Source organism: Halobacillus ihumii, from assembly GCF_902726645.1.
GTDB lineage: Bacteria > Bacillota > Bacilli > Bacillales > Halobacillaceae > Halobacillus_A > Halobacillus_A ihumii.
Genome location: NZ_CACVAO010000001.1, coordinates 3,924,266 through 3,948,760 on the forward strand (window position 1 = coordinate 3,924,266; position 24,495 = coordinate 3,948,760).

The window sequence follows — 24,495 nt, forward strand, 5'->3', positions numbered from 1 at the left end:
CGATTGGCAGAAACAGAGGAATCATTTACAGGAATTAGGCCGCAATCAGCATGTGGCCGGCTTCGTAAAAAGGAGCGAAACGAAGAAACGAGGTGAAGACCGTGTTCGACTGCTTTATGACAGATCAAGGTAAAGTTAGAAATCATAATGAAGATGCTGGCGGTATTTTTTCCAGTGAATCAGGGCAAAACTTAGCTGTTGTTGCAGATGGGATGGGCGGCCATCGAGCAGGAGATGTAGCGAGTCAACTGGCCGTGACAGTCTTACATAATAAGTGGCAGGAAGCTGGTGCTTTTAACACCCCGGATGAGGCAGAAGGCTGGTTAAAGCAATCGGTGCTTGAAGTAAATCAGGATATTCAGCAACATGCTGCTCAGCATGAAGAATGTCAGGGGATGGGGACAACCCTTGTGGCTGCGATCTGTACAGATGGGTTTGCCACGATAGCCCATATTGGGGATAGTCGGTGTTATTTAGCAAACAGTTTTGGATTCAAACAAGTTACCGAGGACCATTCATTAGTGAACGAGTTAGTTCGATCAGGTCAAATCACCTCAGAACAGGCGGAACATCATCCGAGAAAAAATGTGTTATTAAAAGCCCTCGGAACAGAGGAAGGGATTACACCTGATATTCTCACGATTTCGTTTGATGAGGATGACCGTTTACTGCTATGTTCTGATGGGTTAAGCAATAAAGTCACAGATGAAGAGTTGGGAGAATTGGCAGCCTTTAACGGGGAGTGGGAACAATTTTGCCAATCTCTAATACATCTGGCGAATGAAAGAGGCGGCGAAGATAATATCACTCTTGCTGTCATTCATAATAGTCACACAGATTCGAAAGAAGGTGCTGACTAATGATGAATAATCGTCTCCTGAACGAACGATATAAAATTATGGAGATGATCGGCGGAGGAGGGATGGCCAACGTCTATCTAGCTCACGATACGATTTTAAATCGGGATGTCGCGATTAAAGTGCTACGCCTTGAACATGGAGACGATGATGAATTTATTGCCCGCTTCCATCGCGAAGCGCAATCTGCTTCAAGCCTCTCTCATCCGAATATCGTTAATATTTACGACGTCGGTGAAGAAGAAGACTTATATTTTATGGCGATGGAATACGTTGATGGGATGACCTTAAAACAATATATCCAGAAAAACAGTCCAATTGATGCAGCAGACGCGATCGATATTATTCGGCAAATTACTTCAGCTATGTCTCATGCCCATGATAATGGGATTGTGCACCGTGATATTAAGCCGCAAAATATTTTAATTGATCATTATGGACAAGTGAAAGTTACAGATTTCGGGATTGCTATGGCTTTAAGCGCTACGGCCTTAACGCAAACGAATTCTGTGCTGGGATCTGTTCATTACTTATCACCTGAGCAGGCGAGAGGCGGTATGGCAACTAAAAAGTCGGATATTTATTCATTAGGTATCGTGCTTTTTGAACTGCTAACAGGACGTCTGCCTTTCTCAGGAGAGTCACCAGTGGCCATTGCCCTTAAGCATTTACAGCATGACACTCCTTCGCTTAAGCGCTGGATTGCGGACTTGCCCCAAAGTGTGGAGAATATTGTATTAAAGGCAACTGCTAAAGACCCATTTCATCGTTACGATTCGGTCATGGAAATGGAGTATGATCTTGAAACATCTCTTGAACCGGAACGCCTTAATGAACCCATTTTTACGACGCCGAATGATGAAGATGAAGAACAGACCAAGGCAATTCCAGTGATTACAGAAGAAAACTATGGAGATGACGGAAAAGAAGATACGATTGTTCATAGTAATACAACAAAAGTCAATCAAGATCAAAACCTTTCAAAAAAAGAAAAGAAGCAAGCAAAGAAGCTTCACAAAAAGTCAAAAAAGCAGCAGAAGAAGAAAAGGCCTTTGTTATGGTTATTAATCATTTTTCTTGTACTTTCCGCAGCTGGTGCTATTGCTTTGTTTGTCGTACCCATTTTTCTACAGCCCGATGATGTTGAAATGATTGATGTCGAAGGGATGGAGTATGGAGAAGCATATGGGCAGCTAAGTGAGCTGAACTTAAACGTAACACGTGAACCTATCTACTCAGACACGGTTCAAGAAGGACTAGTAGTGCGAACAGATCCTGATGCGGGAATGGTCATAAAAGAAGAGTCTGAAGTTACCGTATATACGAGTCAAGGTAAAGAACGAGTTGAATTTGGCAGCTATGAAGGAGAAGATTTTGACAGAGTCAAGCAAGAGCTTAAGGACCAAGGCTACTCAAGTGTTCTCGCCATCGATGAAAATTCAGAAGAGCCTGCTGGTGAGATTATTCAGCAAATCCAGCCTCAGGAGGATGAAGAAGTTGTACCTGAAGAGACGAGTGTTATTTTCAGAGTCAGCCTCGGACCGCCTACAGTGACACTAAGGTCATTAGAGGGGGAGACGCTGCAGTCAGCTCAAAACTATTTAGATGATAATAACTTGAATGCTACAGTAACAGAGGAACACTCACCGGATGTCCCTGAAGGTCATGTCATTGGTCATCAGCCTCAAGCACTAAGTGAAATAGAAGAGGGATCAACTGTTAATCTCGTAGTCTCGCTTGGACCGAAAGAACAGCCGCCGCGGGAAGAAGAGATCCAGGTAGAGGTTCCATATGACGAAGAAGCGGAACAAAAGGAACAGACCGTGCTCATCTATTTAAATGACGCCAATCATGAGATGAGTGAGGTCTTTCGGGAAGAGACAATTACAGAAGACACCACGGTAGAATTTACGTTAACGATTCCACCCGAAGAAGAAGCTTCCTATAAAGTGCAGCTGGGTGATGAAGTAATTGAGGAAAAAACGGTGCCATATGAAGAAGGTGAATAAATGGCAACAGGTAAAATAATAAAGGCATTAAGCGGATTTTATTATGTGCTCCATAACGGAACAGTTTACCAATGTCGAGGCAGAGGTGTGTTTAGAAAACGAAAGATTACACCTCTTGTGGGAGATCTTGTCGAATTTAAAGCAGAAACGATCGAAGAAGGCTATATTCTTTCTATTGAAAAAAGGCAGAATGAACTCGTTAGACCGCCGATATCCAATATTGATCAAGCTTTGATTGTAACATCTGCCATACATCCTGATTTTAATTCGTTGTTATTAGATCGATTCCTTGTCTTGATAGAGGCAAAACGTATTGAACCATTAATTGTTATTTCGAAATTAGATCAGGTGGCAGCTGATGTGTTACAACAGATGGAAAACTACAAGAATTTATACGAAGAAGTAGGATATCGTGTTATCCTCTCCTCCGTTACGGATTCACAATCGATTGATCAGCTGCAGTCTCACTTAGCTGACCGAACGACTGTGATAGCCGGGCAATCAGGGGTAGGGAAATCTTCGTTACTGAATTCAATCGACCCTCGTCTGGCCATTGATACGGATGAAATTTCAGAAAGTCTAGGGCGGGGCAAACATACAACGAGACACGTAGAACTCTATGAAATTTCAGGTGGACTAGTTGCCGATACACCTGGTTTTAGTTCATTGGAATTTGGCGGATTAGAGTTGGACCAATTAAGTGAATGTTTTCCTGAATTTGTTGCTGTCCAGGATGAATGTAAGTTTCGCGGCTGTCTTCACAATAAAGAGCCCAAATGTGCCGTGAAAGCAGGAGTAGAGAACGGCACGATCGCTAAACAGCGGTATGACCATTATTTACAATTCGTTGAAGAAATTCAAAACAGAAAGCCGAGGTATTAACATGACTAAGATTGCCCCATCGATCCTGGCATCGGACTTTGCTCAGTTAGGGTCAGAAATTCAAGATGTGGAACGCGGAGGAGCTGACTACATTCACGTCGATGTAATGGACGGCCATTTTGTTCCTAATATTACGATTGGACCACTGATTGTAGAAGCGATTCGTCCGATTACTAAGTTACCGCTGGATGTGCACTTGATGATTGAAAATCCTGATGCTTATATTGGTGATTTTGCTAAGGCAGGATCTGATATTATTACTGTTCACCAGGAAACCTGCCCTCATCTGCATCGCACTATTCAGCTAATTAAAAGCCATGGTGTAAAAGCAGGTGTAGTGATCAATCCTGCCACACCTGCTGAATCTATCAAACCGATATTACAAGATGTGGATCTTGTACTGCTTATGACCGTAAACCCTGGATTTGGCGGACAATCGTTCATTGAAAGTGTTGTTCCGAAAATCAACAAGATTGCCACATGGCGAAGCGAACTAGATCTTGAATTTGAAATTGAGATTGATGGCGGGGTCAATAAAGACACAGCGCGAATTTGCACGGAAGCGGGTGCAGATGTACTGGTAGCAGGAAGTGCAGTGTTTAAAAAAGAAGATCGAGCAAACGCGATCACAGAAATTCGTCAATCTTTATAAATAGCAAGAAGCCAAAATGTGTGGTTCACTGCCGATATTTTGGCTTCTTTTTTTGAAGGTGGTAAGGTTATGAAGAAAATAGCGATCGTTGCGGGCGGGCCAAAAGAATTCGTGCCTAATCTCTCAGAATATGATGAAGAAGTTATGCTTTGGATGGGGGCTGATCTTGGAGCCGAAATGATCCTTGAGCAGGGTGTGCGACTCGATATAGCTGTCGGTGATTTTGACTCAGTCAGCTCGGAGTCATTGATATGGATTAAAAAATCAGCGGGGAGAACGGACACCTACCCAAATGAAAAGAATGAAACAGATCTCGAAATTGCCATCCTCGAAGCTTTAAAATATCAACCCGAGCATATTTTGCTCTTTGGAGTAACGGGCGGACGACTTGATCATACGATGGTGAATACTCAGATTTTGTACCCCCTATTAACAAAAGGTATTAGAGGCACTATTATCGATCAGCAAAATCAAGTGGAATTAGTTAAGGAAGGGATGCATACACTGAAGAAGATCAGCCAATATCCATATGTATCCTTCTTACCGGTAACGCTTGCGATCAAAGGATTAAGTTTGGAAGGGTTTTATTATCCGTTACAGGAGGCTCAGCTTTCTTATGGATCGACGCGCTGCATATCCAATCAATTGATTGAAGATAGAGGTACTTTTTCATTCACCGAAGGCATACTCTTAGTAATAAGAAGCCATGACGTTATCTAACGGAAGGGTTGCAAGGCGCACTAGCTTTACATTTTGAGGAGGGGGCTCATGAAATTCTATACGATTAAACTCCCGCGTTTTCTCGGAGGGTTTGTACGGGCTATCATTGGTACTTTTAAAAAAGAATAGCAAAAAAGCACCCTGCAATAGGGTGCTTTTTTGTTCCTGCCTTACTTAGACGCGCTCTACTTTACCTGATTTTAAATCACGTGCAGATACATAAACCTTTTTAGGTTTTCCATCCACGAGAATACGCACTTTTTGTACGTTAGCTTTAAATTGACGTTTATTAGCGTTCATAGCGTGTGAACGATTATTTCCAGAACGTGTGCGACGTCCTGAAACGACACATTTGCGTGACATATAAATCCCTCCTGTTACGATGCATAAATCATGAAATACTTACTTAATGTATCATAATAAACACGTAAATGCAATATAACTAAAGACAATATCAAGAATTTTATCTTGACAGACAGAAGCAATTGTTTCAAAGTATAGAAGGGGTTCATGCAGGATCTGCCTGCGAAGTATGAATTCTGTGATATAATGGGTGCACGAACATGGTGAGTATAAAGGAGGATTTAAAATGTCCGTTGATCTTACTACTAAATATGGTCATATCACGATTAGCAATGAAGTCATTTCCACTGTAGCAGGTGGTGCTGCGGTCGAATGTTACGGAATTGTCGGCATGGCCTCTAAAAATCAACTTCGAGATGGCCTGGCTGAAATGCTGCGTCGTGAGAATTTTTCAAGGGGCGTAGTTGTAAGACAGGAAAATGAACATCTCCATATCGATATGTATATAATTGTAAGCTATGGAACGAAAATATCAGAAGTCGCACATAATGTTCAATCACAAGTGAAATACACATTAAATAAAACGGTAGGCTTATCAGTTAGTTCGGTAAATATTTTCATCCAGGGTGTAAGAGTGATCAGCGAATAAAGGCAGTCGTTAGTCAAAGGAGGAAGTAGCGTGACGTTACAAAAGTTAGATGGGACAACACTGGCAGAAATGGTTCTGCAAGGTGCTCATCATCTTAAAAGCAACTCGCAGATGATTGATGCTTTAAATGTGTTTCCTGTTCCGGATGGAGATACCGGCACAAATATGAATTTGTCCATGTCATCAGGGGCAGAAGAAGTGAAGAATGTTTCGGAAGATCATGCTGGTCTCGTTTCACAAGCGCTCGCAAAAGGTTTGTTAATGGGAGCACGTGGGAACTCAGGGGTTATTCTTTCTCAACTATTCAGAGGGTTTTCTAAATCGTTGGAAGAGAAAGAAACGATCACAACAAAAGATTTTGCTGAAGCCCTTCAAGGCGGCGTAAAGACAGCTTATAAAGCAGTTATGAAACCTGTCGAAGGTACGATTCTCACAGTTGCAAGAGAAACAGGAGAAGCATCCGTTACATTAGCGGAACAGGAAGAAGAATTCCTGCCATTTATTCAGGGTGTGGTGGATGCAGCGCGTCAATCATTAAAAGGAACACCTGAATTGCTTCCGGTTTTAAAAGAAGTTGGAGTAGTAGATAGTGGTGGACAAGGCTTATTAACGATTTACGAAGGATTTCTAGCCAATTTAAAAGGTGAAGAAATGCCTGAACACAGTATGATGAACTCCATGGGAGAAATGGTGAACGCTGAACACCATAAACTCGCCCAGGATTTTATGGATACAGAAGACATTGAATATGGATATTGTACAGAGTTTATGGTCAAGTTTGAAGAAGAAAAGCTGGCCGGCAAACCATACAATGAAGAAAATTTTCGCGACGTATTAAGTGAACACGGCGATTCCTTACTTGTCGTGTCAGACGAAGAATTGATCAAAGTTCATATCCACACAGAGCATCCAGGCAATGCTCTTAATTTGGGTCAGCAATACGGCAGTTTAGTGAATATGAAGATCGAGAATATGCGAGAACAGCATACGTCAATCGTGGGCGATAAAAAACAATCCAAAGCTAATAAAAAGGCCGAGTATGGGATTGTAACGGTAGCGATGGGCGACGGAATAAAGAAATTGTTTGAGAGCCTTGGGGCAAGTATTGTCATTCAAGGCGGGCAGACGATGAATCCAAGCACAAAGGATATTTCAGATGCGATCGTGGAAGCTCATGCTGACAACGTACTCATTTTGCCAAATAATAAAAACATTACGATGGCGGCCGAACAGGCGGCTGAATTAGCTGAAGTGAATGCAGCAGTTGTGGCATCGAAAACGATTCCTCAGGGGATTAGTGCCTTGCTTGGGTTTAATCCAGAAGCAGATCTTGCGGCGAACCAGGAAGAAATGTCTTCCTTAATGACCCAGGTGAAATCAGGGCAAATCACCTATGCGGTCAGGGACACGCAAATCGATGGCCTTTCGATAGAAAAAGGACATTTTATGGGGATATATGAAGGGAAAATCTCTTCTGCTCAAAAGGACAAGTTGGATACAGCTAAGGCTTTATTAAAAGAAATGATTGATGATGAAGAGGACGAGATCGTCACGATCATCAGTGGTGAAGATGCGGATGAGCAAGAGGTTAAAGCCTTAGAAGATTATTTAGAGGAAAACTTCGAGGATATAGAAGTAGAAATTCATCATGGCGGCCAGCCTATCTATTCTTTTATTTTTTCAGTTGAATAAACAACAAAAGCGGAACCGCTCATTATGCGGCTCCGCTTTTTCTGTAGTCCAGCTTCTAACGCAGACCATAGCGTTATAAGTTATTCCATTTTGTACGATGAACTGCAACTTATTTTACAGAATGAAAAGTTGTTTATTTTGAAATAAAGTTCTTTCCTGTTTTTTTCAACCGGGCAGGATTTTTGAAATACTTAATTCCCGAGTGGAGTAGGGGGGATGGGGAAGGAGTCGCTTTCCGTGGGAGTACGGTGAGCTTCCTCAGGCTGCGCCTTGCGGGATCTCACCCTGTACTTTTAATCCCACAGGGGTCTCCACCTTCCCCATCCCCCCTCCCATTCTCTTATTAAAAATACGGAACCTTACTTCAAATTCGACAATCGAGGGCGCATCCAGAATAATAGTAAATGACTTTATTCTGATTAACATGCCTTTTTCGTCTTTCAATTAATGTCCGAGTGATCGCATGATAAATTCAAGGAGAAAGATCATGGCTATACATACAACCGGTGTGGTTAATTCCCGCTGTTTTCCGATCGCAAACTTCACGATAGGATAGGCAATGAACCCAAAGGCCATGCCGTCTGCAATCGAATAGGTGAACGGAATCATCACAATGATCAAAAAGGCTGGCATTGCTTCAGATAAATTGTCCAACGGGATTTCCTTAATGTTTTGGACCATCAACGCGCCAACGATAATTAAGATAGGACTGATGGCGGTAGCAGGAACCATTGAAATCCATGGGATCAGCAGCAATGTTGCCAGGAACAGCACTGCCATCGTCAGACTTGAGCGGCCTGATTTACCTCCAGATGCAATAACAGCAGCACTTTCAGCCGAAGAAACTGTCGGAGAAGTTCCAAAAAATCCGCTTGCGAGTGCAGAAAATGCTGAAGCTTGATAAGCTTTTTTAAACTTATCGTCCTGTTTTAACATCGACAGTTGTCCATGAATCAAACCCATATTTTCAAAAATGAGTACAATCGTTAATGGAAATACCGCCATCCAGAAGCTGAATTCTGTAATTCCGCTGAATGATGGCATCATAACCCATTCTTGATCCGCTAAGGACAGTGAAGGCCCAGGTGCTTCTAATAAGCCGGTAAAGTGTGCGACAAGCGTGCCAATAATCATCGTGATCAGAAAGTTGCCGGGAACGTTTTTAGCAAAAAGAAAAACGGCAATAAATAAGGTAAGTAAACTCGTGATCACGAGAGCGGAAGACGGATTACCTAAAGTAATCAGTGAATGCTCTCCGCGGACAACGAGGCCGCCTTTTTCTAAGCCGATTAAGGTCAAAAACATCCCGAGACCTACAGTGACTGCATGCTTTAATGATTCAGGAATAGCCGTTTTTAACCAATCTCCTAAACGCGTGAAAGCGGTCAATAGGAAGATCAATCCGGCTACAAGGATGACAGCCAGCCCCTCCTGGAAAGGGATCCCGCTGCCTTCGACAATCGAATAAGCAAATAAAGCATTTACTCCCATACCGGGAATGAGTACCATAGGTGCATTGGCATATAAAGCCATGATCAAACAGCCTGCAGCGCTTGCTAGAATGGTAGCCACCATGCCTTGCTGTAATGGCAGCCCTGCCGTTGACAAAATCTGGCTGTTTACCGCAACGATATAAACCGTGGTAAAATAGCCAATTAAGCCCGCTAACAGGTCTTGACGCAAGCCAAGCGTGTGATTATGCTTGTTAAGCATAGACAATCGCCTCTATGAAATTATCCCTCTCCCACCCGGTTACCGTGTAACCCACAAAGATCCATTATACTCTTCCCTCAGTTAAGAATCAATTCATTTTTTATTATAAATGGCACAAATGAAGCTCAATATGATAGAATAAATGGGGTTAAATTTGTAAAAGTAAGCGTTTTCCCGTTAAAATAGAAGAGAGTATCAGAGGGGGATGGTGATAGAATGAAGTTTAGATCAGTGTTTGATATAATTGGTCCTGTTATGATTGGACCCTCTAGCTCCCATACAGCTGGAGCAGCCCGGATTGGCCGTGCTGCCAGACATTTATTTGGCCGGGAGCCAAAATACGCCACAATTCATTTATATGGTTCATTTAAAGATACGTATAAAGGTCATGGAACTGATGTCGCTATTATTGGCGGATTACTAGATTACGATACAGATGATACAAGAATAAGTACGGCCTTGGATACAGCGCGTGAAAAAGGAATGAAGGTCCAATTTATTGAGGAAGAAGAGCAAACGGATCACCCGAATACGGCCCGTATTAAAATTGGAGATGAACAGGATGAGATTGAACTTGTCGGGATATCAATCGGCGGGGGAAAAGCTGAGATTACTGAGCTTAATGGTTTTGAACTTAGGCTCTCTGGAAGCCACCCGGCCATCCTGCTTATTCATAACGATCGGTACGGGGCAATTGCCTCAGCGACAACCATACTGGCGAGCCACGAAATTAATATCGGCCGTATGGAAGTGTCCAGAAAAGGTGAGGGCGAACAGGCACTGATGGTGATTGAAGTTGATCAAAATATTGATGTTTCTATTCTAAGCGAATTAGAACGAGCTGACCATATTACCCAGGTCGCTAAAATATCAGACTAACCTAGAGAAAGGGGTAGGACTTTGTTTAAAAATGTTGCAGAATTAATACAACTCGCAGAAAGCAAAGGCGAAAAAATTTCCGAGATTATGATTCAGCAGGAAGTGGAAGTGAAGCAAGTTTCGAGGGAAGAGATCTTTTCTCAAATGGAACGAAATCTTGCAGTTATGGAGGAAGCAGTGGAGGATGGTTTAAAAGGTGTGGAATCGCATAGTGGATTAACCGGCGGTGATGCTGTTTTAGTTCAAAACTATATGAGAGACCATGAACCACTTTCTGGAAATTTATTGATGGATGCGGTTAGTAAAGCTGTCGCTACCAATGAAGTGAATGCAGCGATGGGAACGATTTGCGCGACTCCAACAGCAGGCAGCGCCGGCTGTGTGCCAGGAACACTGTTTGCTGTGAAAAATAAATTAAATCCTACTCGCGAACAGATGGTGCGTTTTCTATTTACCTCGGGTGCATTTGGCTTTGTCGTGGCGAACAATGCCTCCATCTCTGGTGCAGCGGGAGGCTGCCAGGCTGAAGTTGGTTCAGCTGCCGGAATGGCATCAGCTGCGATTGTAGAAATGGCTGGAGGAACCCCGGCACAATCTGCTGAGGCGATGGCAATCACGCTTAAGAATATGCTCGGGCTCATCTGTGATCCTGTAGCAGGATTAGTAGAAGTTCCCTGTGTGAAAAGGAATGCGATGGGCGCAACGAATGCAATCGTATCTGCGGATATGGCACTTGCAGGCGTTACGAGCCGCATCCCTTGTGATGAAGTCATCGATGCCATGCATAAAGTTGGTCAGCGTATGCCGACAGCTTTTCGCGAAACGGCTCAAGGCGGACTTGCTGCTACGCCGACAGGTAAGCAGCTTGAGGCCAAAGTGTACGGCATTCCGTTTGAGAAAGAGTGAGTTCGATGCTGAGTCAATCTATAAGTGAAGTAAAAGGTGTAGGGGAAAAGCTCCAAGCTCATTTGAATGAGCTTGGACTTTTTACAATTGAAGATTTGTTATTCTATTTTCCTTACCGTTATGATACGTATGAAATCAAGCCGCTAACCGAACTGGTTCATAATGAGAAGGCGACCATTGAAGGAGTTCTGACGGCAGAGCCCGCTGTAAACTTTTACGGAAGAAAGAAATCCCGGTTAACGATGACCTTACAGGTGGAGCAATTTGCGGTGAAAGCAGTGATGTTTAATCGGGCTTTTGCTAAAAAACAACTACATAAAGGCGATACCATCACGGTCACTGGAAAGTGGGATCAGCACCGTTTGCAAATTACAGTGAGTCAATTTAAAAAAGGGGAAGCTAAAAGTCAGGATCCGATTCAGCCGGTTTACACGTTGAAAGAAAGTGTAACGCTGAAGACGTTAAGAAAAGTGATAAAAGCAGCCCTTGAGGAGCATGCAGACGAAGTTGAAGAAATTTTGCCTGAAGAAACGTTGCTTACCTATAAACTTCCGGACCGCAGGCAAGCGTTGATGCAAATGCATTACCCTGAAAGTCGCATCATGCTCAAGCATTCAAAAAGGCGATTTATTTATGAGGAATTTCTCGTATTTCAATTGAAAATGCAGCTGCTAAGAAAGCTGCATCGCGAGTCTACTAAAGGAAACGCACAAAACTATAATAATGACAAGTTAACCAACTTTGTACAGGGGCTTCCGTTTGAACTGACAGCTGCACAAAAACGTTCACTGGCGGAGATTTTAAAGGATATGAAGAATCCTTACCGTATGAATCGGCTTCTGCAAGGGGATGTCGGGTCAGGGAAAACAGCCGTTGCAGCGATTGCTTTATATGCTTCGATTACGACAGGTAAGCAAGGAGCCCTCATGGTGCCGACTGAAATTCTTGCTGAACAGCACTACCATTCACTAAGTGAAATGTTTGCCGGCAGAGCTCATGTAGTTTTGTTAACAGGTTCTGTGAAAGGTAAAAAACGTAAAGAAATTCTGGAGTCCATTAAGGCCCACGAAGCGGATATCATTGTGGGAACACATGCCCTGATTCAGGAGGAAGTTGATTTTAACGAGCTGGGCTTTGTGATCGTAGACGAGCAGCACCGCTTCGGTGTTAACCAGCGCCGTGCGTTAAGGGGAAAAGGCTTGAATCCAGATGTATTGTTCATGACGGCAACGCCGATTCCGAGAACCCTGGCCATTACGGCGTTTGGTGATATGGACGTATCGGTAATTGATGAAATGCCAGCTGGGCGAAAACCGATTGAAACCTACTGGATTAAAGGCGGAATGACGGACCGCCTGCTGGGTTTTATTAAAAAAGTGGTCACGAATGATCAGCAGGCCTATGTAATTTGTCCATTGATTGAGGAGTCTGATCAGTTAGACATTCAAAATGCGGTTGATTTATATCAGCAAATTGCTGAAGTTTATGAACCTGATATTTCAGTCGGCCTCATGCATGGACGCCTTCATAATGAAGAAAAAGAAGAAGTTATGAAGCGTTTTGCGGAAAATGAATTGCAAGTGCTCGTGTCAACCACAGTCGTTGAGGTAGGAGTGAATGTTCCAAATGCAACTGTAATGGTGATCCATGACGCGGAACGATTTGGACTTTCTCAGCTTCATCAACTGCGTGGCCGTGTCGGTCGAGGAAGTGAACAAAGTTATTGTATTTTACTCGCTGATCCTAAAGGTGACGTAGGCAAAGAACGGATGCGGATTATGACAGAAACGAATGATGGCTTTGAATTGTCTGAGCAGGATTTAAAACTAAGAGGACCTGGAGACTTTTTTGGCAGAAAACAAAGCGGCCTGCCTGAATTTAAAGTGGGCGACATGGTCCATGACTATCGAGCTCTTGAAACGGCCAGAGCCGATGCTGCTGAAATAATAGCAAACGGTTCGTTGGTTCATGATGAACAATTTAAGCCGCTGAAAGCGATCATTGCGCAAGATGAGCATATCAGCGGTGAAGTCCTTGATTGAGGCTGGGACATAACTAAACTTCTTGAATGAAAAAACAAGCGATGTGCTGTTTAAGCGAAGTATATTTTCGTAGCGTGTTATAGGACCAATCATAGCTTTTTACTTAGTTCGGAATTTCATTTGATAAAAACGCTTTCGTTCCAGCCTCGTCGTGTCAACCGGGAAAGCTTGCACTTTTGTTCTGTTGTATGTTTTTATCGTTTCCTCGAACAATATAGGGAAACTATTGCGTAATTGATTCAGGTATTATATATTACTGTTAGTACCTAGTCATAAAATTTGTGACAATCGAACGGTGGGAACGTGATGAAACGTACAAAACAGATGAGGCAAAGTGAATTAAAGGCAACCATTGACGCTACTCCATTCATCACTGATGAAACGCTGGCGACCCATTTTGGGGTTAGTATTCAGACCATTCGTCTCGACCGTATGGAATTATCAATTCCTGAATTGAGAGAACGAATCAAATCTGTAGCTACCCAGGAATGGAACGAAACCGTGAAAGCTCTTCCGATTGAGGAAGTCATCGGGGAAGTGGTTGATTTGGAACTTGATCAACGTGCCATTTCCATTATGGATATTAAATCAGAACATGTTTTCTCAAGGAATCACATTGCCCGCGGGCATCATTTATTTGCTCAGGCCAATTCCCTTGCTGTAGCTGTAATTGATGATGAGCTGGCCCTGACAGCTGAGTCGAGGATACGCTTTATGCGGCAAGTTAAGCAAGGTGAGCGTGTTATAGCAAAAGCATTCGTCCGAGGCGATGGTGATAAAGGGCGCACGCTCGTGGATGTTCACAGCTATGTAGAGAATGAGGAAGTGTTCGCAGGTACATTTGAAATGTTTCGTCAGCAAGAGTCGAAGGAGTGAAGTAAGCAATGAAACTAGCCATAGATGCTATGGGCGGAGATCATGCTCCTGAGTCGATCGTTATGGGGGCGGTGCAAGCCGTTTCTAAGATTGATGATCTGTCCATAACCTTGATAGGTGATGAGAAAAAAATCAATCCTTTATTAGGTGACACAGCAAATATTTCCGTTATACATACAGAGGAAAAAATCACATCAGATGATGAGCCTGTTAAAGCAGTTCGCAGAAAAAAGACGGCCTCAATGGTGTTGATGGCAAAAGAAGTAAGTGAAGGCAGAGCTGATGGATGTATATCAGCCGGGAATACAGGCGCGCTTATGAGTGCCGGTTTATTTATCGTCGGCAGAATGAAAGGAATCGATCGCCCGGCATTAAGTCCTACGCTTCCTACAGAAGATGGCAAAGGCTTTCTTCTGCTCGATGTAGGCGCCAATGTGGATGCAAAACCGAATCATTTATTGCAATACGCAATTATGGGTTCTATCTACAGTGAAAAAGTCCGTGAAATATCCTCGCCAAGAGTAGGGTTATTGAATGTAGGGACAGAAGACGGAAAGGGAAGCGAATTAACGAAGCAGGTGTTTAAGCTGCTCTCAGATGCACCGATTAATTTTATCGGTAATGTGGAAGCCAGAGATTTATTAATGGGCGTCGCTGACGTAGTCGTGACCGATGGGTTTACTGGAAACGTAACACTAAAAACACTCGAGGGTACGGCTATGACGATGTTTTCCATGATGAAGAAAACGTTCATGTCCAGCTTTAAAACGAAGCTTGCTGCAGGGCTTGTTAAAAACGATTTAAAACAGTTAAAGGATCAGCTGGATTATTCTGAGTATGGAGGTGCAGGCTTGTTTGGTCTGGCTTCACCTGTCATAAAAGCTCATGGTTCTTCTAATGAACGTGCAGTGTATAATGCGATTCGGCAAGCGTGTGAAATGATCGAACGAAATGTGTCTACAACAATCGCTGATACGATGAAAGAACTGCAGGCAAAGGAGGATAACGAATGAAACGTATAGCTTATATTTTTCCAGGCCAAGGCTCCCAGGAGGTTGGTATGGGACAGGAAATGTACGAAAATTACCCCCAAGTAAAAGAACTATTCGATGCAGCGGATGAGGCATTAGGTTATTCGCTGACATCCTTAATGTTTGAAGGGCCAGCTGAGGAATTAACGAAAACCGAAAATGCACAGCCAGCTCTGTTGTTAAATAGTGTTGCCATTGCAAAGGTGTTAGAGGAAGAGGGCGTTACCCCGGCCATGACAGCTGGTCACAGTTTAGGGGAATACAGCGCATTAGTTAGTGCAGGGGCCCTTGATGCAATTGACGCGGTTAAACTTGTTCATACACGTGGTAAATTAATGGAAGAGGCCTATCCGACAGGGTTAGGAGCCATGGCGGCCGTTCTTGGTTTGGAAAAAGAGGAGATTGAACGCGTTTTAGCGAAAATGGATCAAGACCAGCCGGTGGATCTAGCCAACATCAATTGCCCTGGTCAAATTGTGATCGCCGGAACATCAGACGGGGTAAAACAAGCTTCTGAACAGCTGCAGGAAGCGGGAGCAAAGCGCGTATTGCCCCTTAACGTCAGCGGTCCTTTTCATTCAAGATTAATGAAGCCGGCGAGTGAAAGTTTTTCAAATTCTCTTGCGAAGACTGTGCTGCATGACGCTAAAATTCCAGTGTACGCAAATGTATCAGCAGAAGCTGTTACAGATGCCAGTAAGATTCAGAGTTTATTAGTGGAACAACTGTATTCCCCTGTCCGCTTTCAAGAAATTCTCGAACAATTTGTTGAAGAAGACATTGAGGCAATTGTAGAAGTCGGGCACGGTAAAGTATTAAGTGGTCTCGTTAGAAAAGTAAAACGCAGAATGAAGACGTTTGCGATCGGTGACCCGGAATCGGCAGCTTCATTTTTAGAATGGTATAAGGAGGATTCATAATGCTTCATGAACAAGTTGCACTCGTCACAGGTGCTTCACGTGGAATTGGCCGGTCCATTGCCCTTGAGCTGGCTCAAAGCGGAGCGAAAGTTGCTGTGAATTATGCGGGCAGTGAAGATCGAGCAGATGCGGTTGTTCAAGAAATTAAGGATAACGGCGGCGAAGCGATTAAAATTCAAGCCAACGTCTCTCAAGGGGATGATGTCAGCCGAATGGTGAAGACAGTAGTCGAAGAATTTGGCCGCCTGGATATTTTAGTGAACAATGCTGGAATCACAAAAGACAATCTGCTAATGCGTATGAAGGAACAAGAATTTGATGATGTAATCGACACCAACTTAAAAGGCGTTTTTATGTGTACAAAAGGCGTAACGAGACAGATGATGAAGCAGAAGTTTGGCCGAATTATTAATATTTCCTCTATTGTTGGGGTTTCAGGTAATCCAGGACAAGCCAACTATGTAGCTGCTAAAGCAGGCGTTATTGGATTAACAAAATCTAATGCCAAGGAACTGGCTTCACGTAATATTACGGTGAATGCCGTGGCTCCTGGCTATATTACAACAGATATGACTGATCAGCTTACAGAGGAACAGCGTGAACAAATGCTTGCTTTGATTCCTCTTAACCGATTAGGCGAAGGAGCAGACGTTGCTCGAGCTGTACGTTTCCTCGCCTCAGGTGACGCTGCCTATATTACAGGGCAGACACTTCACGTTGATGGCGGTATGGTCATGTAAATTGATCTGGTTTCTGTAAGTGAAATCTACTATAATAACTGAAGGGAGGTGAAGTTCCTATGGCAGAAACATTTGATCGCGTTAAACAAATCATTGTCGATCGTCTCGATGCAGACGAATCTAAAGTAACAATGGAAGCTTCCTTCAAAGAAGATCTAGAAGCAGACTCTCTTGACGTAGTAGAATTAGTAATGGAGCTCGAAGATGAGTTTGATATGGAAATCTCTGATGAAGAAGCTGAAAAAATCAATACGGTTGGCGACGCTGTGAATTACATAAACAGTGTGTCCTAACCATTGAATAGCTGCCTGTTTTTTCAGGCAGCCTTTCCTATATTGATAAATTACAAAAAGGACAAGGTGACGTATGGAGGATTTTTCCAGTTTTCAAGCTGAAATTAGCCAACAATTTAAAAATCTTTCGTTGCTGGAACAAGCTTTTACCCATTCATCCTATGTGAATGAGCATCGCAAAACGGACCGTGAAGACAATGAGCGTCTTGAATTTCTAGGAGATGCAGTCCTGGAATTAGGGGTGTCTCAATACTTATATAAAGAATTTCCGAACAAGCCTGAAGGAGAATTAACAAAACTGAGGGCATCGATTGTTTGTGAAGCTTCACTTGTCAAATTTGCAAATGATTTAAATTTTCAAGAGTTAATCTTGCTCGGTAAAGGGGAAGAAATGACTGGAGGCCGTAATCGGCCTGCCTTATTAGCTGATGTATTCGAGGCATTTATAGGTGCTCTATACTTAGATAAAGGCTTTAATCAAGTCGTTCATTTTCTTGAAAATTACGTTTACCCCAAGATTAAAGAAGGTGCTTTTTCTCATGCGATGGATTATAAAAGTCAGCTCCAAGAATTCATTCAACGAGACCGAAATAGTCGAATTGAGTATGAAATTGTTGAAGAAAGAGGGCCGGCACACAGCAGAGAGTTTGTAGCCCATGTCCGGATACAGAGTGAGGATGCTGGGATCGGCATTGGACGTACGAAGAAAGAAGCAGAACAAAAAGCGGCTCAGCAGGCACTGATAAATCAAGGGGCTCTATAAAAAAGACGGCCAGATGATCATTCATCTGTACCGTCTTTTTTTACGGCCCTTTAGCCAGTGAAAGGATCACGTTATCTGTCTTTTGGGTATGACTCCTTCTATTTACGATATTGGCCTAGTTCCTGGACGAATGCCTGGATTTCAGAAACGCTTAACTGGCCTTTCATCTCCACAATGTCGTGCAATGATTTAATTTCGTCATATTTATTTATATCGTAGTCCTCAGGATCCATAAGGGAGCGGTTGACAACTTGTAAGCGTTCAGCCATATCATTTATGATAATGTTTAAATTATCCTGGGTAGGTTCTTGTAAACTCATAACGTATCCTCCTTCATCGTCTCTTAATTTTTACTATATATTATCATAAAATAAATTCTATCATTTTAAAACCCTTGACAATGTATTTACTCATGTTAAGTGAGGTTCCAGCATTTGTGCAAATAGAGGTTCCAACCTTATTGTCCTTGCCTTCATATCTACCGCTCCGCAGCAGACTATGATAAAATGAGTAAGTTGAAATTAAGTATAGTTCTTACTAAAAGAGGCGACTACAAGCTTCGTTAGCTCGAGTTTCAGCTCACCTGCCAGTACTTATGGCGTTGTTGAATACTAGAGATCCGACGCTTTTGTATATTAATAAACAGGAGGATGAGTATGTTCCTCAAACGTTTGGATACAGTAGGATTTAAATCATTTGCCGAACGAGTAACAGTGGACTTCGTTTCAGGAGTCACTTCAGTTGTCGGTCCAAATGGAAGTGGGAAAAGTAATATAACAGATGCGATCCGCTGGGTACTCGGTGAACAATCTGCCCGATCATTGCGAGGGGCAAAAATGGAAGATATCATTTTTGCCGGAAGTGAGACGAGAAAAGCCTTAAATATGGCGGAAGTCACTTTAACGTTAAATAACGAACATCATACGTTACCACTTGATTATCAGGAAGTTAGTGTAACGCGGCGAGTATATCGTTCAGGAGAAAGTGAATTTTATATAAATAATCAAACATGCCGTCTAAAGGATATTGTCGATTTATTTATGGATTCCGGACTCGGCAGAGAAGCATTCTCGATTATTAGTCAGGGAAAAGTCGAAGAAATTCTCAGCTCTAAACCTGAAGAGCGCCGTTCTATTTTTGAAGAGGCGGCTGGGGTGCTTAAGTATAAACAAAGAAAAAAGAAGGCGGAACATAAGCTTTTTGAGACACAAGAAAACCTCAATCGAGTAGAAGATATTATTCATGAGATTGATGGACAGTTGGAGCCATTGAAGGAGCAAGCCTCAGTGGCGAAAGATTACTTAGAGAAAAAAGACGAGTTGAAGAACGTAGAAATTGCTTTACTCGTTACTCAGATTGAAAATCTCCATGAAGAGTGGCAGGGGCTTCTAGACCAATTAGAGGAAGTGAAACACGAAGAAGGTAAATTGAAGGCTGATGTAGACGAGAGAGCAGCTTCGATAGCTAAGAAACGTGAAAACATGGAGGCTTTGGAAGAATCAATTGAAGACCTGCAGGAAACGTTGTTGGTGCTTACGCGCGAACTGGAAAACTTAGAAGGTAAAAAAGAGTTAATGAAGGAACGCCATAAACATTACTCTGAAAACAAGACGAAATTAACCTCAGAATATGAAGAGCTATCTTCACAGCTCGACGTTGTAAAGCAAAAGGCACAGGCTGAAACGAACAAATTAAAGACATTTCGACAAAATCGTAAAGAAACCAAAGCAAATCTTAAACAGGCAAAAGAAGCTCTGCACCAAGGTGTAGAGGATATCGAAGCTGAAATTGAAGATTGTAAGAGTGATTATATTGACTTATTAAACAAACAGGCTGCCAAACGTAATGAGCAGCAAACCTTAGAGCAGCAACTCGTCCAGCTGTCTAATAAAAAAGGGGTACAGCAAGGGAAGTTTCAGGAGCTGTCAGACGAAAGGGCTGTTATTGAGAGTTCCTTAAAAGAGCGGAATCATAAGCTGGAAACAGCCAGTCAGAAGCGGCAGGATTTAGAAGAGGAGCTTAAAGCACTTGATGATCAAATTAAAAAAGATGATCAGGCTTATCAGGAATGGCAGCAAAAGCTTTATCAGGGATACCAATACTTAGAAAAAATGCGCTCTAAAAAAGAAATGCTTGAGGAGATGAAGGAAGATTACTCTGGCTATTTTCACGGAGTGCGCGAGGTGCTGAAGGCGAGAGAGAAACAGCTCATCCATGGCGTGGAAGGCGCTGTTCTTGAAGTCATTGACATTCCAATAAACTATTTAACGGCTATTGAAACCGCTCTGGGTGCCCAAGCCCAGCATGTCATTGTGCAGGATGAGAAGTCGGGACGACAAGCTATTCACTGGCTGAAACAAAACAATAAAGGACGGGCAACTTTTCTTCCGTTAACAACGATTCAGCCTCGCTCTATTTACGGACAGGCGGCTGACAAGTTAACAGGTGAGGAAGGTTTTGTCGGTGTTGCCTCCGAGCTGATCCAGTTTGATTCTCGTTATGAAAAGGCGATTCAACACTTATTAGGTCATATTGTGATCGCAACAAATCTAGAGCAAGCGAATAGGATTGCCAATGCAGTTAATCGCAAATACCGGATTGTTACCCTTGAAGGAGACGTTGTAAATCCGGGCGGATCAATGTCAGGCGGTGCTCAAAAGAAATCTAACCAATCGCTTTTTACAAGAGAAAAAGAACTACAGGAGTTAACAGAGAAGATTACGTCTTTTGATGCTAAAGCGAGAAATGTTGAAGAAAAAGTAAAGCGGCTGAAAGACCAGCTTAATTCGAATACTGAGAAGCGAGAACAAGTAAAGGAACAGTCCATTTCTTCACGAAACGCTGAGTATGAAGAGCAATCAGCTATCAGAGAACTGCAGGTAAAAGTCGGTCATTTAAATGATCAGCTGCAATTATATGATCAGGATCAATCACAATTTAATCAAGATCAATCGCAGGCAAATGAGCGGTTAAGCACGTTGACAGAAGAATTAACTTCCCTCAACAAACAGCTGGAACATCTGCAGAAGAGAATCGATGATTTGAATGGTGCTAAAGGCCAACAGCAAGAGGATGAAGCCAATCAGAAGGAACGTTATCAGAACTTGCAAATCAAACTTGCAGAACAAGATTCAGCTGTTGAGAACCAAAAAGAAAAAGCGGAGCGTTTACAAGAAGACTTGCAATCGGTGCAAGACCAACTAGAAAAAAATCGTCATTCTTACGAGCAGCTCGTGGAAGTCGTGGATTCTAATCAATCAGAAGAAGACATTATGGAAGACATTGAAAAGTCAAAAATAAGAAAAGAAACAACGTCTTCACTGATTCAGGAACGCAGGGAAGAGAGAAATCAATTAGCTCAGTCTGTTCATCAGGAAGAACAAACACAGAAAGAAATCCAGCGCAGACATCAAAACTATCTTCAAGATATTCAGCAGAAGGAAGTCAAAGTAAACCGGCTCGATGTAGAGCTTGAGAATTTGCTGAATTATTTGCAGGACGAATATGTGATAACGTTTGAGAAAGCAAAAAACGATTATCAAGGTGTCGAGGATGTCCAGTCAGCCTCTACACGTGTGAAATTAATTAAGCGGGCCATTGATGAGTTAGGGACGGTTAATCTTGGAGCTATTGATGAGTACGACCGAATCGTGGAACGCTACGATTTCCTAACAGGACAGCAGACAGATTTGCTGCAGGCTAAGGAAACCCTTTACTCGATTATTTATGAAATGGATAGTGAGATGGAGCGCCGGTTCGAGGAAACGTTCACGAAAATCCGGGCTCAATTTGGTGAAGTATTTAAAGACTTATTTGGCGGCGGAAAGGCAGATCTGCAGCTAACACAGCCTGATAATATGCTTGAAACGGGTGTAGATATCGTGGCCCAGCCCCCTGGTAAGAAACTGCAGAATCTCAGCCTTTTATCCGGAGGAGAACGTGCTCTGACCGCGATAGCTCTGTTATTCTCTATTTTGCGAGTACGACCTGTTCCTTTCTGTGTGCTCGATGAAGTAGAAGCTGCACTAGATGAAGCGAACGTCGAGCGGTTCGCACGGTTTCTAAAAGAGTTTAGTGCACAAACCCAGTTTATTGTGATCACCCACAGAAAAGGAACCATGGAAGAATCAGACGTCTTGTATGGCGTAACGATGCAGGAATCCGGAGTGTCGAAACTTGTTTCTGTTCGATTGGAAGACACGGCGGAATTAGTGGGAACATAGAAAGGAAGATTTGATGAGCTTTTTTAAGAAGTTAAAGGAAAAATTTGTTCAAGAACCGATGGAAAAAGCAATAGAGGAGTCTATGGAGAAAGAAGAAGAAAGGGAGCCGGTCACGCCTGAGCCTGAGGAGACAGCGGAAGAAGCTGAATCGCTCGAAGGAGAAACGGAAGTTGAGGAAGCCGAGGAGGACCTCGGAGAAGAGCAGGACTTACCGAATGATCCAGGTGAGGAAGCGCAACAGCCTGAATCAGAAGAAGAAACGCAGTCCAAAGAAGCTAACATTGCGTCAAAGTTTAAAATGGGCTTAACGAAAACGAGAAATTCATTTACGAGTAAAATTAATGACTTAGTAGCCCGTTATCGAACGGTTGATGAAGACTTTTTTGAAGAACTTGAAGAGGTGCTGATATCTGCTGATGTCGGCGTTAATGCTGTTATGGAAATGATTGATGAGCTGGAGATGGAAGTGAAACGCAGAAATATTAAAGACACTCACCAGGTGAAAGAAGTTATTTCGGAGAAGCTTGTTGAACTGTATTATGGTGATGAAGACAAAGGTGCGGTAGAAGAACTGCAAACCAACGCTGATGGCCTAACGATTTATCTGTTCGTCGGTGTTAATGGAGTCGGAAAAACAACGACAATCGGCAAGCTCGCTCACCAGTTGAAATCCGAAGGAAAAAAAGTTACCTTAGCCGCTGGTGATACATTTAGAGCGGGGGCGATCGATCAGTTGGACGAATGGGGGAAACGTGCCGGAGTTCATGTGATTAAACATAGTGAAGGCAGTGATCCCGCCGCAGTTATTTATGATGGCATTCAATCCGCAAAATCAAAGCAGGCCGATGTGCTGATTTGTGACACAGCAGGGCGACTTCAAAATAAAGTGAACTTGATGAACGAGCTATCTAAAGTAAAGCGTGTCATCGAACGGGAAGTTCCGGGAGCCCCTCATGAAGTACTGCTTGTTCTTGATGCAACAACAGGCCAGAATGCGATGAGTCAGGCGAAGACGTTTTCTGAGGCTACAGATGTTTCCGGCATTGTCCTTACCAAACTGGATGGAACCGCGAAAGGCGGCATTGTCCTCGCGATCCGTAATGAACTGGAAATTCCGGTGAAGCTGGTGGGGTTAGGTGAAAAAGTAAGTGATTTAGAAACATTTGACGCACACGCCTTCGTTTATGGGTTGTTTGCTGATATGATAGAAGAGCAAGCGGAAGAAGAATAGCTGTCGTGGATCATAAAGATGTTTTATTACAATAAATATGTTCCGTAAACGGGCAGTATTGTTGTATAACGCACCTGACGATTTTAGCCGTTCCATCATTGGGATGAGAGAAGGTGATCGTGGAAATAACTCGCTTTCCGTGGGCGTACGGTGAGCCTCCTCGGCTGCGCCTGCGGGGTCTCACCCTGTACGATCATCCCACAGGAGTCTCGTTATTTCCACAACCACCTTACCATAAGAGGGAAGGAACAGGTATCTATCACTGGAGGACACTCCATGACCATTGGGTATAAGAATAACTGTTGAAGTATCTATTACAGATACATCACCTCGTTTTATATAAAAGGTGGTTCCGTTTGTCTCATTATCGAAATGGGGGATGGAAAACTGCGAGACTCCTGCGGGAAAAGCAAGGCTGGCAAGACCCCGCGGGGCGCAGCCCTAGGAGGCTCGCCGTCTTCCCCGCGGAAAGCGAGTGGTTTTCCATCCCCCATTCACCTTTTTAAAAATACGGAACCTAACTCCTATTGTTGTTCAACAAATGGAAATAATTGTGGAAAAAGTAGTTAGTGAATATCTTTTTGGCATTATTCTCCTTTGGAACAGTAAGGAAGTAGACACATGATCCGCATTTTTCAATAGAAGAAAACGAGTTTCAGCTTTTGATAGGAAAGAACTTTTGTATGGAACAATAGTGTGGTCAACCTTGACATGGGAGGATGATCTTCGGTAGTATTCATATGTAAAGGTATTTCACTTAACAAGGAGTGCATATGCTGTGCTTGAAAAAACAACACGCATTAACTATTTGTTTGACTTTTATCAGTCCCTGTTGACTCCAAAACAGCGAAACTATATGGAACTCTATTATTTAGAAGATTATTCGCTCGGTGAAATATCAGAGACTTTTAATGTATCAAGACAAGCTGTCTATGATAATATTCGCCGTACAGAAGCGATGCTTGAGGAATACGAGGACAAGTTATTTTTGTACGGAAAGTTTGAGAAGCGTCAGCAATTGATCCAGAAAATGATAGAGGCAGTGAACGATACTGAGCAGAACAATCAGTTCCACAACTGGCTCGAGCAACTACAAGAATTAGAATAGGAGGGT

The 24,495-nt window shown here is 42.9% G+C and carries 23 protein-coding genes; 20 read left to right on the forward strand and 3 right to left on the reverse strand.

All coding sequences use genetic code 11. From position 1 onward, the window contains the following. Positions 1 to 116 precede the first annotated feature (116 nt). The 6 genes from G6R08_RS19630 to spoVM all read left to right on the forward strand — a co-directional run bounded on the left by G6R08_RS19630 (position 117) and on the right by spoVM (position 5,249). Positions 117 to 860 (forward strand): Stp1/IreP family PP2C-type Ser/Thr phosphatase, encoded by a 744-nt coding sequence (locus tag G6R08_RS19630; RefSeq protein ID WP_205439480.1) that lies wholly within the window; start codon positions 117 to 119, stop codon positions 858 to 860. Further along, positions 860 to 2,866 (forward strand): Stk1 family PASTA domain-containing Ser/Thr kinase, encoded by a 2,007-nt coding sequence (pknB, locus tag G6R08_RS19635; RefSeq protein ID WP_163530481.1) that lies wholly within the window; start codon positions 860 to 862, stop codon positions 2,864 to 2,866. The genes G6R08_RS19630 and pknB overlap by 1 nt, the downstream gene beginning before the upstream one ends. Then, the gene (gene rsgA / locus G6R08_RS19640; protein WP_163530483.1) at positions 2,867 to 3,748 is read left to right on the forward strand and encodes a ribosome small subunit-dependent GTPase A; all 882 of its coding nucleotides are present in this window, start codon (positions 2,867 to 2,869) and stop codon (positions 3,746 to 3,748) included. Between the two features lies 1 nt (position 3,749). After that, positions 3,750 to 4,400: a ribulose-phosphate 3-epimerase gene (gene rpe / locus G6R08_RS19645; RefSeq protein ID WP_163530485.1), complete on the forward strand. Its 651-nt coding sequence runs from the start codon at positions 3,750 to 3,752 to the stop codon at positions 4,398 to 4,400. A gap of 69 nt (positions 4,401 to 4,469) precedes the next feature. Next, complete coding sequence (locus G6R08_RS19650) at positions 4,470 to 5,120, forward strand: thiamine diphosphokinase (RefSeq protein WP_163530487.1); 651 nt, start codon at positions 4,470 to 4,472, stop codon at positions 5,118 to 5,120. Between the two features lie 48 nt (positions 5,121 to 5,168). Further along, a complete protein-coding gene (gene spoVM / locus G6R08_RS19655; RefSeq protein WP_079529801.1) occupies positions 5,169 to 5,249 on the forward strand; it encodes a stage V sporulation protein SpoVM in 81 nt (26 codons plus the stop codon). Between the two features lie 45 nt (positions 5,250 to 5,294). Here the strand turns inward: spoVM and rpmB are convergent, their stop codons facing one another. Beyond that, positions 5,295 to 5,483 carry a 50S ribosomal protein L28 gene (gene rpmB / locus G6R08_RS19660; RefSeq protein ID WP_079529802.1) on the reverse strand — a complete coding sequence of 63 codons (189 nt, stop codon included), beginning with the start codon at positions 5,481 to 5,483 and terminating at the stop codon, positions 5,295 to 5,297. A gap of 226 nt (positions 5,484 to 5,709) precedes the next feature. Between rpmB and G6R08_RS19665 the strand changes: the two genes are divergently transcribed. Together G6R08_RS19665 and G6R08_RS19670 are read left to right on the forward strand one after the other, a co-directional pair. Further along, positions 5,710 to 6,072 carry an Asp23/Gls24 family envelope stress response protein gene (locus G6R08_RS19665; RefSeq protein WP_163530489.1) on the forward strand — a complete coding sequence of 121 codons (363 nt, stop codon included), beginning with the start codon at positions 5,710 to 5,712 and terminating at the stop codon, positions 6,070 to 6,072. A gap of 30 nt (positions 6,073 to 6,102) precedes the next feature. Continuing rightward, positions 6,103 to 7,764: a DAK2 domain-containing protein gene (locus tag G6R08_RS19670; RefSeq protein ID WP_163530491.1), complete on the forward strand. Its 1,662-nt coding sequence runs from the start codon at positions 6,103 to 6,105 to the stop codon at positions 7,762 to 7,764. Positions 7,765 to 8,208: 444 nt separating this feature from the next. On the opposite strand, the gene G6R08_RS19675 is transcribed toward G6R08_RS19670, so the two are convergent. Beyond that, entirely contained in the window at positions 8,209 to 9,477 is a 1,269-nt protein-coding gene (locus G6R08_RS19675; RefSeq protein ID WP_163530493.1) for an NCS2 family permease, read from the reverse strand. A gap of 216 nt (positions 9,478 to 9,693) precedes the next feature. On the opposite strand from G6R08_RS19675, the gene sdaAB reads away from it, so the two are divergent. From sdaAB to rnc, 9 genes are all read left to right on the forward strand, one after another. Further along, on the forward strand, positions 9,694 to 10,356 hold the full coding sequence (gene sdaAB / locus G6R08_RS19680; RefSeq protein ID WP_163530495.1) for an L-serine ammonia-lyase, iron-sulfur-dependent subunit beta: 663 nt from the start codon (positions 9,694 to 9,696) through the stop codon (positions 10,354 to 10,356). Between the two features lie 21 nt (positions 10,357 to 10,377). Continuing rightward, the gene (gene sdaAA / locus G6R08_RS19685; protein ID WP_163530497.1) at positions 10,378 to 11,262 is read left to right on the forward strand and encodes an L-serine ammonia-lyase, iron-sulfur-dependent, subunit alpha; all 885 of its coding nucleotides are present in this window, start codon (positions 10,378 to 10,380) and stop codon (positions 11,260 to 11,262) included. A gap of 5 nt (positions 11,263 to 11,267) precedes the next feature. Next, a complete protein-coding gene (gene recG / locus G6R08_RS19690; protein WP_163530499.1) occupies positions 11,268 to 13,304 on the forward strand; it encodes an ATP-dependent DNA helicase RecG in 2,037 nt (678 codons plus the stop codon). Between the two features lie 306 nt (positions 13,305 to 13,610). Continuing rightward, entirely contained in the window at positions 13,611 to 14,180 is a 570-nt protein-coding gene (gene fapR, locus G6R08_RS19695) for a transcription factor FapR (protein ID WP_163530501.1), read from the forward strand. Positions 14,181 to 14,188: 8 nt separating this feature from the next. Then, a complete protein-coding gene (plsX, locus tag G6R08_RS19700) occupies positions 14,189 to 15,193 on the forward strand; it encodes a phosphate acyltransferase PlsX (RefSeq protein ID WP_163530503.1) in 1,005 nt (334 codons plus the stop codon). After that, positions 15,190 to 16,131: an ACP S-malonyltransferase gene (gene fabD / locus G6R08_RS19705; RefSeq protein WP_163530504.1), complete on the forward strand. Its 942-nt coding sequence runs from the start codon at positions 15,190 to 15,192 to the stop codon at positions 16,129 to 16,131. Before plsX ends, fabD begins: the two co-directional genes overlap by 4 nt. Then, positions 16,131 to 16,871: a 3-oxoacyl-[acyl-carrier-protein] reductase gene (gene fabG / locus G6R08_RS19710; RefSeq protein ID WP_163530506.1), complete on the forward strand. Its 741-nt coding sequence runs from the start codon at positions 16,131 to 16,133 to the stop codon at positions 16,869 to 16,871. The genes fabD and fabG overlap by 1 nt, the downstream gene beginning before the upstream one ends. 59 nt (positions 16,872 to 16,930) lie before the next feature. Next, positions 16,931 to 17,164 (forward strand): acyl carrier protein, encoded by a 234-nt coding sequence (gene acpP / locus G6R08_RS19715; RefSeq protein ID WP_079529814.1) that lies wholly within the window; start codon positions 16,931 to 16,933, stop codon positions 17,162 to 17,164. Between the two features lie 73 nt (positions 17,165 to 17,237). Continuing rightward, entirely contained in the window at positions 17,238 to 17,927 is a 690-nt protein-coding gene (rnc, locus tag G6R08_RS19720; RefSeq protein WP_163530508.1) for a ribonuclease III, read from the forward strand. Positions 17,928 to 18,025: 98 nt separating this feature from the next. Here the strand turns inward: rnc and G6R08_RS19725 are convergent, their stop codons facing one another. Continuing rightward, positions 18,026 to 18,247, reverse strand: coding sequence for a DUF1128 domain-containing protein (locus G6R08_RS19725; RefSeq protein WP_163530510.1), 222 nt, complete (start codon positions 18,245 to 18,247; stop codon positions 18,026 to 18,028). A 336-nt stretch (positions 18,248 to 18,583) separates the two neighbouring features. On the opposite strand from G6R08_RS19725, the gene smc reads away from it, so the two are divergent. From smc to G6R08_RS19740, 3 genes are all read left to right on the forward strand, one after another. Next, complete coding sequence (gene smc / locus G6R08_RS19730; protein WP_163530512.1) at positions 18,584 to 22,150, forward strand: chromosome segregation protein SMC; 3,567 nt, start codon at positions 18,584 to 18,586, stop codon at positions 22,148 to 22,150. 13 nt (positions 22,151 to 22,163) lie between these two features. Continuing rightward, positions 22,164 to 23,381, forward strand: coding sequence for a signal recognition particle-docking protein FtsY (gene ftsY, locus G6R08_RS19735; protein WP_163530514.1), 1,218 nt, complete (start codon positions 22,164 to 22,166; stop codon positions 23,379 to 23,381). A gap of 778 nt (positions 23,382 to 24,159) precedes the next feature. Further along, positions 24,160 to 24,489: a putative DNA-binding protein gene (locus G6R08_RS19740; protein WP_163530516.1), complete on the forward strand. Its 330-nt coding sequence runs from the start codon at positions 24,160 to 24,162 to the stop codon at positions 24,487 to 24,489. Positions 24,490 to 24,495 lie beyond the last annotated feature (6 nt).